Below are 12,649 nucleotides of genomic sequence, written 5' to 3'. Positions count from 1 at the left end.
ACTCACAGTGCCTTCTTCATTATCTCAACGAGGTCTTTCTCTTCGAGCTTCTTTGGACTCTTCACGACCACGCCTTTCATGATCCTGTACGCAACGGCCGCGATCTCGGGAAGGTCTTCTTCCTTGAAACCGAACTTCGAAAGCCTCTGGTTCAGATCGAAAAGTTCTTGGAATTCGTAGAGCTTTTCGATGAACAGTCTCGCCGCTTTGCTGACGCTGTACTGTTGTATGTTGAAAACTTCCTTCGCCAGCGCCGCGAGCCGTTCTTTGCATTCTTCGAACATGTACTCGAGCAGGTACGGTCCTGTGATGCACAGGCCAAGACCGTGTGGGAGTTTTTCGTTGAATCCGCTCAGTCCATGCTCTATGGCATGGTTCGCTATGACGCCCGTGAGAGTTTCGGTGATGCCCGCTTCGGTGCTGGCCCAGGCGAGATTCGTCCTGGCCTCGATGTCCTGACCGTTCGTGTAGGCCCTCATGAGGAAGGAGACGATCCTCTTCATGGAATCCTCGGCGAGCAGATCGGAATAGGGATTAGCGTTGATGTTCAGAAAGGCCTCCAAGGAATGGTAGAACGCGTCCATCGAGGTGTAGGCGGTTTGGTCCCTTGGAAGACTGACCATGAGCGTTGGATCGACGATGGAAAGTTTCGGAAAGATCACATCGTAGCCTATACCGACTTTTTCTTTAGTCCTGGGATTGGTTATCACCGCGAAGGGATCGGCCTCGGTGCCGGTGCCGTGCGTGGTGGGAATCGCGACGATGGGCAGGGCCCTGCCTGGTTTCTTGCCGGCTCCGGCGTGTGTGTAGTTCCAGAAGGCATCCTTCATCGCAGCGGCGATCGCGATGGCCTTGGCCGAGTCTATGGCGCTTCCTCCACCGAGCCCTATCACGAAATCCACGTTCTGCTCGATCGCGATCTTGGCAGCTTCGTCCACATCGTCGCTGATGGGATTGGGTTGAACCTTGTCGAACACCACGGTTCCGATCCCCACGGCCTCGAGCATGCCTCTGACTTTGTCGAGCAGTCCGGTTTGCTTGGTGCTCTTTCTTCCCGTGACGATCAAGGCTTTTCGTCCATAGTTCTTCACGAGATTCGGAAGCTTTTCGATCGCACCGACACCGAAAACGATCTTCGTGGGAAGATAGCTTGTGAACATGAAAGATTCCTCCTTCACAAAAATCTTTTCGCGATCCTCTCAACGATCGTCGGATCTCTGTACAGAGCGGTTCCGATGCTCACTGCGTTCGCACCGACTTCGAAGAAATGCTGAGCGTCTGTTTCGTCCATGATACCTCCAGACGCGATGATGTACAGATTCGTTCTGTTTCTCACTTCGTACACAGCCCTCAGCGCGATGGGTTTCAGAATGGGTCCGGAGATGCCACCCTTGATGAGGGTTTCGCCGTCGATGTGCAACGCCCGAATCGTGTTGATGATCGTCACACCGTTCCAACCGCACTCTTCAACGAGCTCGGCGAGCTGTTCGATGAACGCACCTTCGATGCCGAGTTTGGCGATGAGAAAAACGTCGAGCTTTTTCCTCAGCTCGATCAGCATCTTCTTCAACTGGCTTGTGTCCGAGAGCGGGTTGAAGTCCACGTTCGGACAGGAGAAGTTGCACTCGAACGCCACAAATCTATCTTGGTGGGGCACCATTCTCTCTGCGACCTTCAGATACTCTTCGAAATCTTCCCCTGCGAAGCTGAAGATCACCTTGACCTTTCTGAACAACTCTTCGTAAAGTCCATTTTCAAGCTCTTCGATGAACTTCTCCACACCGACGTTTTCGAGGCCTATGCTGTTGATCAGATAACGCTCCGTGGCGATGAGCCTGGGTGGAGGATTTCCCAATCTCGGTTTGAAGGTGATGGTCTTGAGGGTGTAGGCACCGATGTATCGTGGATCTATCAGTTTGAGGTATTCTCCCATGCCTCCAACACCAGAAGCGATCACGATGGGTGGTCTCAGCTCCACACTTCTTCACCCCTCAGAACAGGTCCATCGATGCAGAGATGTTTCAAGCCATGTTTCGTCACCTTCGCACAGCCTCTGCACGCGCCGATCCCGCAGGCCATGTATTCGTTGAAGGAAACGAACACTTCTGCTTTATCTTTCAACGCATCGTAGACGATCTTTTCCATCTGGTCCGAACCGATCACGAGGAACCAGTCGTAACCATTCAAGGATTGCAGCATTTTCAGAAACGCCTCGTCTCCCACGACGATTGGGAAAGGAACTTCGATCCATGGTTCGTCCACAGATCCGATGAACACGTCGCAGTCGTACCTTTCCTGCAGATCGAAGGCCATGGGTAGGCAGGCGAGCGTCGCGATCATTGCGCCACGGCCTTTCGGTGGAACGAAGCCTTTGCCGCAGGGTCCATGGGCGTTCAATTTTTCTTGTCGCACTATGTAAGCGGTACCGGGTCCGATGACTTGCACACCTATCGCGAGCCTGTCGTTCCAACGTCCAAGGCCGAAAGGTTTCCTGACGATCGAGGTTTCGGTCTCTATCATGATGAACTGCGTCGGTTCGAAATCGATCTTTTCGTTGAACGTGACGATGAACGTGTCTCTGTTGAGCCGAATCAATTCACACCTGCTCAGAGAGAAATTCTCCATCCCAGTACACCCACCTGTTTGAAAGCTTCACACCTATTATCTTCCCTTTCAATTTGGTGCCGTCGAAGACGCAGTTTTTTCCCTTGCTGTGAAATTTCTTCGCATCGACGACCCATTCGGCGTTCGGATCGATGACGGTCACGTTGCCCAGATCGAAGGTTCCCGAAAGTCCCAATACCTTGCGTGGGGCGGCGGTGAGCTTTTCCGCCACCGTTTCGAGCTGACCGATGACGGTGTAGAACGCGCTGAAGGCCACCTCGATGTTGCTGGTTCCGAAGGGAGCGCTTTGAAAATCGTTTGGTTTTTCCGGATGTGGCGCGTGGTCCGTCGCGAGCACATCGATGATGTTCTTTCGAACGGCCTCGAGGAGGACCCTCCTGTCCTCTTCTGTGGCGAGTGGTGGGTTGATCTTGAAGTTCGTGTTTTTCACATCTTTGATGGTGAAGAAAAGATGGTGCGGTGTCACCTCACAGCTCACATCGGTGTACCTTCGAAGATGCTGTATCGTCTCGATGGAAAGCTCCGTCGAAACATGCTGAATGTGGAACTTGCTGAAACCGTACTCGGTTCCAAGCATCACGTTCCTGAAGATGGAGACGGCCTCGCTGTGGACGGGCCGTTTGGGCAAGTTCAGTTCCGCAGGTTCGTAGAGGATGCCTCCAAGTTCGTGCAGCTGGCTGTGATCGAGCAGAAGATGCGGTTTTTTCTTTCTGAACGCGTTGAGGATCTTCGTCGTGTCGTACGCTATACCGTCGTTGGAATAGCACAGCGTTCTCTCTCCGTCCGGCTCCAGTTCTCCGAACAGGGACACGGCCCAGTAGAATTTCACGATCTTGTCTTTCGCGAGCTGAACGTGCAGATTCAGAACCTCTGGATTCGAAAGCTCGGGTTTCGTGTTCGGCTGGATCAGAAGGGCACCGAAACCGCCGGCGATCGCCGCCTTCTGGAGCGATTCGTAGTCTTCCTGTCCGTTCAACCTCACGTGTGTGTGCATGTCGAAGAACGCGGGGCAGGCGAGAAGGGCTTTTCTTCGTTCGGGCAGGTCCAATTCGACGTCAAGCCAGCGACGTTTCCACGGATCGTACGCTCTCAAACTCGATCACTCCCATCGCGTACTCGAGAACCGCCATTCTCACGAACACACCGTTTCTGACCTGCTCGAGGATCTTCGACCTTTCAGAGTAGACCACATCGTCTGAGACTTCCACGTTCCTGTTGAACGGGCCCGGGTGCATCAGGACGGCGTGCCTGGGTGCGATCTGGATCGTTCTGGAGTTTATCTGTAGCGTGCGGAAGAAGTCATCGATGTTCGAATAACTCTGTTCGAGCCTTTCTTTCTGAATCCTCAGCGCGTAGACGACATCAGCATTGTGCAGGCCCTCTTCGAGAGAATGCGTAATCAAGCTCACACCGTCAAAGCTTTCCGGAACGAACCCTTCTGGTCCCACCATTCTCACCTCGGCGTCGAACTTGTTCAGAAGCTCTGTCAGCGATCTTGCGACGCGCGAGTGCACGATGTCTCCCACGATCGCGACCCTCAGTTTCAGCGTTCCAAAATGTTCCAGCATGGTCATGGCGTCGAGCAGCGCCTGAGTGGGGTGTTCGTTCGTGCCGTCGCCCGCGTTCACCACGGCACAGTCCACGTACTTCGCGAACTCCGCTGGGGCACCGTTCCTCCTGATTCTGATGACGAGACAATCGAAGCTCATCATGTTGAGCGTCAGGATCGTGTCCAGATCGGTCTCGCCTTTCTGGAGGGAAGAACTTTCCGGTGCGAAGTCAACCACGTGCGCTCCGAGGTTCAACGCGGCCTTCTGGAAAGAGACCTTGGTCCTCGTGGAAGGTTCGAAGAAGGCTGTCAGGACGAACTTCCCTCGCAGTGTTTCTGGATAATTCTTGAGTGATTTGTACCGCATCGCGCGCTCGAGGATGGCTTCGATCTCTTTTCTGCTGAGATCTTTGATGTCAAGAAGGTGTCTCATCCTTCCACCTCCGTTGAGGCAAAATAAAAGGGCCTTTCGGCCCTTTGGAAGTTCACGCTCTTTAAAATAAAAGGGGCTTTGAAAGCCCCTTCTGGACTGAGCTTACATTTATTCAGAATCAGGTCGAGTTTCATCACTGTCTTTACTCGCACGCGCTCACCCCGTTTTCTGAGTTGAGATTATAAACCGGGATATGGGGGTGTGTGTTTCAGCTTCGTTTCGTGAGGTTTGAATTCAGATGATCTTCGACAGGTTCGGTCGGGTGAGCGCGCCCGGAATCCTTTCAGCTGTTCTTTATAAGATTTTTGATGGCTTCGATCGCCTGCTCTGTGGTCATGTTCCTTATGTCGACACCAAGGTGCCTGGACTTGTCGAAGTTGCTCGCCTCGAACGCGTCACGGAACATTTTTCTCTGCATCGCAGGATCGCAGCCCGCAACGTAGAGCTTTTCTATCTCTCCATCTTTGGTCAGCGTTTTGAGGTACATATCTCCGTCATCGGCGCAGAGCTGGGGATGGAGTGCAACGAAATCGACAAGGTTCTCTCTTCTTATCGCGTTCAGGACTTCGAAAACGTTCATCTTCTGAAAAGATGGGCATGTACCTTGACAGACACACAGTAACAATCCCTTCTTACCCATGTGCTTTCACCTCCGCCGAGTAAGTTATCGCACCGTAGTCGCAGAGTTTCTGGCACCCTCTGCAGAACTCAACGCATTCTAAAGGGTTGGTGACGACGGGTTTTCCGTCTCTGACTGTGTAGACTCCGTGGGGACAGAAATTCGCGCAGGTCAGACAGCCAACGCACTTTTCGTAATCGATGATGGGATACCAGTTCTTTGCCATGCCGTCTCCTCCTTCACGGCACTCATTTCTGTTCAGAGATCTTTTCCGCCAGATCGATCAGTTCGAGAATTCTTGGATCTTTGAGGACGATTCTCTTCCTCGGTCCTTCCCTTCTCAGTTCGATGATCCCCGCATTCTGCAGGACGGCTATGTGCCTCGAGATGGTCGTTTTGTCGATGTGGTTCGCGACTTCGAGTTCGCAGATGCAAAGGTCCTGTTTCGCCACCTGCTTGATGATGTCTATTCTTCTTTTGCATGCCAGAGCTTTGAAGATCCTTTCTGGATCCATCATTCTCCTCCTTCTTGCACAATTGTACAACTAACCAAGTAACGTGCCACACGCCAGCTCCGTTAAGAAAAAGTGAATCCACGAAGGTGGTGCTCTCACACCAGGTTTCAAACGCGTTCACTTTGAATTCAGCCTGAGCGAGCTTATCGTGTCGGACGATATCGTAGAATCTTCACGAAGAAGGAGTGATGGGCTTGGAAAACTTCAAGTGGGCGGTCGTGACGGGTGGTTCGTCCGGGATCGGTAGAGAGTTCGTGCTGGAACTTTCGAAAAGAGGTCTGAACGTGATAACCACCGGTAGGGACGAAAAGAGACTGAGGGAACTGGAAAAAGAGGTGAAGGAAAAATTCAGCGTTGAGATCGTCACGCACGTGGTGGATCTGTCGGTGCCGCAGAACGTGGAAAAATTCGTCCAGGACGTTTCAAAATTCGAGATAGATTTGCTCGTGAACAACGCAGGTTTTGGACTCTACGGTGAGTTCGTCAAGCTCGAACTCGAAGAGATCGTGAGCATGATCGAGGTCAACGTGAAGGCACTCACCACATTGAGCCATCATTTTGCGAGGAAGATGGTTGAAAGGCGAAGAGGAGGAATAATAAACGTCTCTTCCATCGCAGGATACATCCCGCTTCCTTACTTCAACGCCTACGCCGCGACGAAGGCGTACGTGTACAATCTGTCCCTCGCGCTGTGGGCGGAACTGAAAAAGTACGGCGTGCACGTGCTGTGCGTCTCACCGGGTCCGACGAAGACAAGGTTCTTCGAACGTGCGTTCAAAAGTCAAGATCTTCGCACCTTCGGCAACCTTATGGATCCGAAACGGGTCGTGACTGGTGCGCTCGAAGCCTTTGAAAAGAGAAAACCAGTCTACGTTCCTGCGTTCAAGAACAAACTGATCAGCGTGGTGACGAAAAAGTTGCTGCCCGACAGGTTGATCGCGAGGTTCATGGCTGGTTGAGAGAGTTTCATCGTTCGAGCAAACCAAATTTCAGCACGTCGATCAGTCTGTCCGTCTGTTTTTTGATTTCGTCCAGTTCTTCGAACACTTGAACTTTTCTATCGCCGCAAAGTTCGTCTCGCTTGTGGTCCTGCATTCAGTGCAGCACTTTGCAGATGATCGCGGTCCTGATCAGTTCTACGGGTCACATCACCTTGCGTGAGTGATCAAGATGATGAAAGATCTTGAGAATCCGGTATCATACACTTCGACAACTTTTCGAATGGGAGTGAACAGATCGTGTGCAGGATGGTTGGCTTTTCTTTCAAGACGAACCGGCAGATGGACGTTCTGTTCAGACATTTACAGTACATGGCGAAGTTTGGCAAGAACGCGCCTCACGGTCACGGCTGGGGAATCTACGCTCTGAAGAACGAAGCTGTGATCTATCATCGCTCACTGAAACCAGCCTACGAAGATGAGATCGTCCCGCTGAAAGCATCTGTTGGAATTCTGCACGCGAGGAAGGCTTCGGAGCATTTGCCTGTGAGTTTTCTGCAACTTCATCCCTTCATAGACAACAGAGGTAAAGCGTTCTGCCACAACGGCACGATCTACGATATACCTTTCGTTTCCATCGAGAGCGACACGTTCGCTTATTTCATGAAGATCAAGGATTTTCTCACGTACGATGAACTGGTGCAGAAGGTCAGAAGCGTCGCGGATCGTTACAAACACACGGGAATGAATTTTTTGATGGTGAACGATCGTGAGCTCATCGTCTACTGTGGTTACAGTGAGAACGAGGATTACTACACGCTCTGGTACAGTGATGAAGATGGTTTCGTCGTGGCTTCGGAACCTCTGAATGAGACCTTCAAACCGATGGGGAACAGAACGATGTTCGTTGTGAAGGATGGTGTGATCGAGAAGATCTTGAAAGTTTGACCACGTGTTCTAATGGTTTTCTAATGCCATCGCTTTAGAATGAATCATCCTACTTCAGGAGGCGAGACAATGAAGAAGGTTATGTTGCTGGTGGCATTCGTTCTGAGTGGTTTGATCTTCGCGCAGGCTCAGCCGCTCGTTCCGCACATACCGTTCACCCCACTGCTGTCTACCACGATCAAGGAAACGCAGGTTCTCGGTCCGTACGGATCCGTCTGGAAGATCTTCTGGGATGGATGGGAAGGCACACTGGTGCTCCAGAAAGGCGGAGTTGGCTACATCGAAACGGGTGGAAAGAGGTACAATCTCGAGTACGTGATACTGAAAAATCCCCAGGACAACGTTCTCGGTATGACGGGACCGGGTTACACGGGAAAGAACACCAACATAGGTCACAGGATAGTTTTCTTCGTCGATTTTGCCAACACACCGAACAACAAGAATGACGATCAAAGGTTCGACGGCTACATCTTCACTCAGACGATCAACACGCCGAGCAAAAGAGCGATGGCTGGTATCACGTGGTGGGACCAGATCCCGTTCGGCTTCTACGCAACGTACTGGTACGACATACCAGGTTGAGCTGAAGAACCACTCCCCAATGACGCCGAGTATGCTGACGATATTGGAGGTTCGATGGGTACGTGTTCACACAGACGGTAAAAACACTGAAGGAAACAGCGGTGGCTGGTATCATGATGGAACGGCATACCGTTCGGGTTCTACATGACATTCTGGTACGAAATCGTAGGTTGAAGAGTACCTTTGCGGCGAGAACTGAACAGCGATAGTGAAGCCTGGCCTCCCGGCCAGGCTTGTTTTTATAGCGTGGCCATACGAATGTTTCGGGCTCGCACATCATGTTAAGCTACTTGACATACCATGTAACATGTGGTAGAAGTGGAGTAGAAAGTTTTCTCTAAGAAGGTCGAAGATGAAAAAAAGTTTCACCTATACGAGGGGGTGTCGGTATGAGGAAGTTGCTGGCTGGTTTGCTGCTGGTAGCACTCGTTGCCTTCAGCTTTGCAAAAGTCAACTTCGGTTCCACTCAGATGACCCCGGCAGCTGAAAGGGAGTTCATGATCAGGTTGCTGGGCGATTTCTCGAAGAAATCGGGCATACAGATCGAGTTTTTGAACTTCGAGTACACGGACCTTTTGAGCAGGGTCGAAGCGGAACAGAAGGCTGGAAAGATCGTGCTGAACTTGATTGCGGACTTGCAAAGTGGGCTCTACACGATGGGTGCAAGTGGATTTCTCGCGGATCTGTCGAGCGTCAAATTCGAAGGTAAAACGTTCGTTCCCACCTTCGAGAGGTACACGTACGTCAGCAATCAGAAGGTCTTCGTTCCCTGGTTGCAGGCAACGTACGCGATGGCTATCAACAAGAAGGCGTTCGATTATTTGCCGAAGGGCTTGACGCAGCAGGACGTCATCAACGGAACCGAGAAATGGACCTACGACGCGCTCCTGGAATGGGCGAAGAATTTGCAAGAGAAGACAAAGCAGCCGCAGCTCGGTTTCCCGCTCGGTCCTAAGGGTCTATGGCATAGATTCCTGCACGGCCACATCTATCCTTCCTACACGGGTGCACAGGCTGTGAAATTTGACAGCGTCAAGGCGGTCGAGATGTGGAACTATTTGCGCGAACTGTTCAAATACGTCCACCCGGCGTGCACCACCTGGGACAACATGGACCAGCCACTTCTGAGGGGTGAAGTCATGATCGCCTGGGATCACACCGCGAGGTTGAAGCAGGCGATCGTCGAGAGGCCAAACGATTTCGTCGTGGTGCCCGTTCCGAGAGGACCGATGGGTAGAGGCTACATCATAGTGCTCGTCGGTCTTTCGATCCCGAAGAACGCTGACATGACAGAACCTCTGAAGGTTCTGGACTTTCTGACGAGTCCAGAAGCTCAAACCGCGGTACTCGAGAATGTCGGTTTCTTCCCGGTCGTTCAGGAAGCCTTAGGTCGCATACCTGAAGGTGGATTGAAGATCCTTGCAGAAGGTGTTGTGAGGCAATCTTCGGCGCCGGACTCGATCGTTTGCTTCATTCCTGGACTCGGTGCAAAGGGTGGAGAGTTCAACGAAACGTACCGCCAGGCGTTCACCAGGATCGTCTTCAACAGGGAAGACCCTGTGAAGGTGATAGGAGAGCTCGGTGAAGTGATCAGACGTCTCTTCAAAGAAGTAGGAGCCCCACTGCCGCAACCAGATTCGAGTCTCTTTTGACAATGTGGTGGGCGGCTTCAACCGCCCACCTTTCAATCTCCTCAGGGAGTGATTACTCGAATGAGGCGTGAATACCTTGTTCCTTTTCTCTTGATCCTTCCTGCCCTGATCTATCTTGTGGTGTTCATAGGTTTCCCCATAGTTGGAACCTTTCAGCTTTCCTTCAGCAGTCCTGAGGGATGGCTCGGGAACTTCAAGTACGTTTTTTCATCGAAAGATTTCCAGAATGCCCTTTTGAACACGTTGATTCTGGCAGCCATCGTCATACCGATTCAGCTCGCGCTGGCGATTGCCCTCGCGCTTCTGGTTAACAAAAAATGGGCTGGTTACAGAACGTTGCTGTACATCATCGCCGCTCCGCTCGCGCTCAGTGACGTAACTGCCGCCCTGATAAGCTATTCCATCTTCGCACCGAACGGTTATCTCAACAAGATCCTGCTCAGTTTGAACTGGATCGAAAGACCTCTGTATTTCTTCGGATACATGTTCAAATCCAGAGAGTTTTTTGTCATCGTTTTGACCGAAGTGTGGAGGGCAACACCCCTGGTGTTCGTGATACTGCTCGCAGGTTTGCAGTCCATAAACACGGAGTACCTCGAAGCGGCGGACGTGTTCGGTTTTTCACCCTGGAAAAAGTTCGTCAAGATCACGCTCCCACTATTGAAGCCGTCCATCGTCTCTGCGTTGCTCATAAGAACACTGTTCGCGTTTCAGATCTTCGGTGTCGCGTGGCTTTTAGCCGGAAGGGACATCCCCGTACTCGCCGGTGAGACCTACTACTGGTACGTTCTCAGGAACAACAGAAACGTCGCCAGCACGTATGCGCTCGTGATAGCGTTAGTCACCTTCGTCGTGGGCTGGTTCTACATAGGAACGATCCGGTCGAAGCACCTCGAGGAGGGTGTCAGACAATGAAAAAGTTCTTCTACGCGCTCGCTTTCACGGCGGTTTCTTTGTGGTTCCTTGGACCTCTGTTCTTCATATTCCTCGCATCTCTAACACCCGCTTCGGATTTCTACGACTGGAGCAAGATCCTCCCATCCAGACTCACCTTTGAACACATACAAAAACTGCTCGTGAACCTGGGCGGCTGGCGGGCGCTGCTCACGAGCGTGCAGGTGGCGGGCATAGCGATCGGAATTTCCTTCGCGCTCGGCATTCCTGCGGGATACGCCCTGACGCGTTACAGATTCCGTGGCAAAAACATGATAAAGCTCGTCATGCTCTTCACGAGATCGGTTCCTTTGGTTGTCATCGCTGTCTCGCTCGTGACGCTGTATCTGAGGTTGAACCTGGCTGATACAGTGCTCGGTGTGGGTCTCGCACACGCAGCCATGGTGCTTCCCTTCGTCGTGCTGATCACTTCGAGCATCTTCTCTGGGGTCTTCGTTGAGTACGAAGAAGCTGGCATGGTCTTCGGGCTTTCGAGGTTTGGAGCCTTCGTCAGGATCACGATGCCACTGGCGTTGCCAGGTCTTGCAGCGTCTGCAATCTTCGCGTTCATCATGTCGTGGAATGAGGTGTTCGCGGCCTCTGTGCTCGCGATAACGAACAGAACCTTGCCGGCACACATCCTCAGCACCGCGATGGCCTCTCCAGATTATTTCAAGTTCGCGGCCGGCACGATCATGGCCGTGCCCGCGCTGGTGTTCATATTCATGATCAGAAAATATCTGATCTCCATGTGGGGAATCTCGCTGAAGTAGGTGGTAGGATGGCAAGAGTTGTGATCGAAGGTGTGAAGAAGTACTTCGGTAGCGTGAAAGCACTGGATGGGATCGACCTGGTGATCGAGGAAGGGAGTTTCGTCGTTCTGCTCGGTCCTTCCGGTTGCGGAAAGACGACCTTGATGAGATGTATTTCTGGACTCGAAAAGCTCACGGAAGGAAAAATATTCTTCGACGATAGGGACGTATCGAACGTTCCACCGAAGGACAGGAACGTGGCGATGGTCTTTCAGAGTTACGCGGTCTGGCCACACATGAAGGTGAGGGACAACATCGCTTATCCTCTGAAGCTCAAGAAACTTTCTAAGAAAGAGATAGAGGAGAGGGTCAAATGGGCCGCCGAGTTGCTTCACATAAGCGAGCTTCTGGACAGGTTCCCCGCCCAGCTTTCCGGTGGTCAGAGACAGAGGGTCGCGGTGGCCAGGGCCATAGTGCACGAACCCAAAGTACTTCTGATGGACGAACCGCTTTCGAACCTGGATGCGCTGCTGAGGGTCAAGATGCGGAGCGAGCTGAAAAAACTCCACGAAAGGGTGAGGGTCACCACGATATACGTCACGCACGATCAAACTGAGGCCATGACTATGGGTGACAAAATCGCCGTCATGAATGCCGGCAGGATCGTTCAGTACGGTACGCCGGAAGAGATATACAAGAAACCGAGAACCGTGTTCGTGGCAGGCTTCGTCGGTTCACCACAGATGAACTTTCTGCAGATGAACGTCGTGTCTTCCGGAACAAACTTCTATGCCGAAAACTTCGGCTTGAGAATTCCTTTAAGGAAGGATCCACATCTTCCTTCACTGATCGTCGGAATCAGGCCGGAACATGTTTACCTGCAGAGGAACGAAAACTGTGTGGAAGCCACAGGTACGGTGTACTTCGCCGAGAAATTGATGTCTGAAACGGTGCTCCATCTCTCCATAGATGTGGAGAAGAATCTGGTTGTGAAGGTACCGTACGATCTGTACGCGAAGGAAGGCGAGAGGATGAAGGTTTATCTCGATCTGAATCAAATGCATTTCTTCGATCCGAACACGCAGGAGAGGATCGAGCTTTGA

The 12,649-nt window shown here is 51.9% G+C and carries 16 protein-coding genes; 7 read left to right on the top strand and 9 right to left on the bottom strand.

All coding sequences use genetic code 11. The annotated features are described in order from the left end of the window. Nucleotides 1–2: 2 nt before the first annotated feature. The 8 genes from TSP01S_RS00780 to TSP01S_RS00745 form a co-directional block, all read right to left on the bottom strand. Entirely contained in the window at nt 3–1,160 is a 1,158-nt protein-coding gene (locus tag TSP01S_RS00780) for an iron-containing alcohol dehydrogenase (RefSeq protein ID WP_041078245.1), read from the bottom strand. 14 nt (nt 1,161–1,174) lie between these two features. Further along, nucleotides 1,175–1,978: a HisA/HisF-related TIM barrel protein gene (locus tag TSP01S_RS00775; protein ID WP_041075636.1), complete on the bottom strand. Its 804-nt coding sequence runs from the start codon at nt 1,976–1,978 to the stop codon at nt 1,175–1,177. Next, the gene (locus TSP01S_RS00770) at nt 1,969–2,625 is read right to left on the bottom strand and encodes an iron-sulfur cluster-binding protein (protein ID WP_041078243.1); all 657 of its coding nucleotides are present in this window, start codon (nt 2,623–2,625) and stop codon (nt 1,969–1,971) included. The genes TSP01S_RS00775 and TSP01S_RS00770 overlap by 10 nt, the downstream gene beginning before the upstream one ends. After that, nucleotides 2,597–3,718, bottom strand: coding sequence for a dihydroorotase (locus tag TSP01S_RS00765; RefSeq protein WP_041075634.1), 1,122 nt, complete (start codon nt 3,716–3,718; stop codon nt 2,597–2,599). Before TSP01S_RS00765 ends, TSP01S_RS00770 begins: the two co-directional genes overlap by 29 nt. Then, nucleotides 3,681–4,607: an aspartate carbamoyltransferase catalytic subunit gene (locus tag TSP01S_RS00760; protein WP_052463428.1), complete on the bottom strand. Its 927-nt coding sequence runs from the start codon at nt 4,605–4,607 to the stop codon at nt 3,681–3,683. The genes TSP01S_RS00765 and TSP01S_RS00760 overlap by 38 nt, the downstream gene beginning before the upstream one ends. Before the next feature lie 283 nt (nt 4,608–4,890). After that, a complete protein-coding gene (locus TSP01S_RS00755; RefSeq protein ID WP_041075632.1) occupies nt 4,891–5,247 on the bottom strand; it encodes a hypothetical protein in 357 nt (118 codons plus the stop codon). Further along, entirely contained in the window at nt 5,240–5,452 is a 213-nt protein-coding gene (locus TSP01S_RS00750) for an ATP-binding protein (protein ID WP_041075630.1), read from the bottom strand. Before TSP01S_RS00750 ends, TSP01S_RS00755 begins: the two co-directional genes overlap by 8 nt. Nucleotides 5,453–5,474: 22 nt before the next feature. Further along, nucleotides 5,475–5,741: an ArsR/SmtB family transcription factor gene (locus TSP01S_RS00745; RefSeq protein WP_041075629.1), complete on the bottom strand. Its 267-nt coding sequence runs from the start codon at nt 5,739–5,741 to the stop codon at nt 5,475–5,477. 188 nt (nt 5,742–5,929) lie between these two features. Here TSP01S_RS00745 and TSP01S_RS00740 point away from each other — a divergent pair, with 188 nt between their 5' ends. Next, nucleotides 5,930–6,700, top strand: coding sequence for an SDR family NAD(P)-dependent oxidoreductase (locus TSP01S_RS00740; RefSeq protein ID WP_041075627.1), 771 nt, complete (start codon nt 5,930–5,932; stop codon nt 6,698–6,700). A 7-nt stretch (nt 6,701–6,707) separates the two neighbouring features. Here the strand turns inward: TSP01S_RS00740 and TSP01S_RS10395 are convergent, their stop codons facing one another. After that, nucleotides 6,708–6,836 carry a hypothetical protein gene (locus TSP01S_RS10395; protein WP_269450319.1) on the bottom strand — a complete coding sequence of 43 codons (129 nt, stop codon included), beginning with the start codon at nt 6,834–6,836 and terminating at the stop codon, nt 6,708–6,710. Nucleotides 6,837–6,979: 143 nt separating this feature from the next. Between TSP01S_RS10395 and TSP01S_RS00735 the strand changes: the two genes are divergently transcribed. The 6 genes from TSP01S_RS00735 (at nt 6,980) to TSP01S_RS00710 (ending at nt 12,649) form a co-directional block, all read left to right on the top strand. After that, entirely contained in the window at nt 6,980–7,627 is a 648-nt protein-coding gene (locus tag TSP01S_RS00735; RefSeq protein WP_041075625.1) for a class II glutamine amidotransferase, read from the top strand. 69 nt (nt 7,628–7,696) lie between these two features. Beyond that, complete coding sequence (locus tag TSP01S_RS00730; protein WP_041075623.1) at nt 7,697–8,209, top strand: hypothetical protein; 513 nt, start codon at nt 7,697–7,699, stop codon at nt 8,207–8,209. Between the two features lie 389 nt (nt 8,210–8,598). Continuing rightward, a complete protein-coding gene (locus tag TSP01S_RS00725; protein WP_041075621.1) occupies nt 8,599–9,861 on the top strand; it encodes an ABC transporter substrate-binding protein in 1,263 nt (420 codons plus the stop codon). A 60-nt stretch (nt 9,862–9,921) separates the two neighbouring features. Continuing rightward, the gene (locus tag TSP01S_RS00720; protein WP_041075619.1) at nt 9,922–10,776 is read left to right on the top strand and encodes a carbohydrate ABC transporter permease; all 855 of its coding nucleotides are present in this window, start codon (nt 9,922–9,924) and stop codon (nt 10,774–10,776) included. Further along, a complete protein-coding gene (locus TSP01S_RS00715; protein WP_041075617.1) occupies nt 10,773–11,567 on the top strand; it encodes a carbohydrate ABC transporter permease in 795 nt (264 codons plus the stop codon). Before TSP01S_RS00720 ends, TSP01S_RS00715 begins: the two co-directional genes overlap by 4 nt. Nucleotides 11,568–11,575: 8 nt before the next feature. Beyond that, on the top strand, nt 11,576–12,649 hold the full coding sequence (locus TSP01S_RS00710; protein WP_041075615.1) for an ABC transporter ATP-binding protein: 1,074 nt from the start codon (nt 11,576–11,578) through the stop codon (nt 12,647–12,649).

Source organism: Thermotoga caldifontis AZM44c09 (assembly GCF_000828655.1).
GTDB lineage: Bacteria > Thermotogota > Thermotogae > Thermotogales > DSM-5069 > Pseudothermotoga_A > Pseudothermotoga_A caldifontis.
This window is presented reverse-complemented; position numbering and strand designations above follow the sequence as displayed.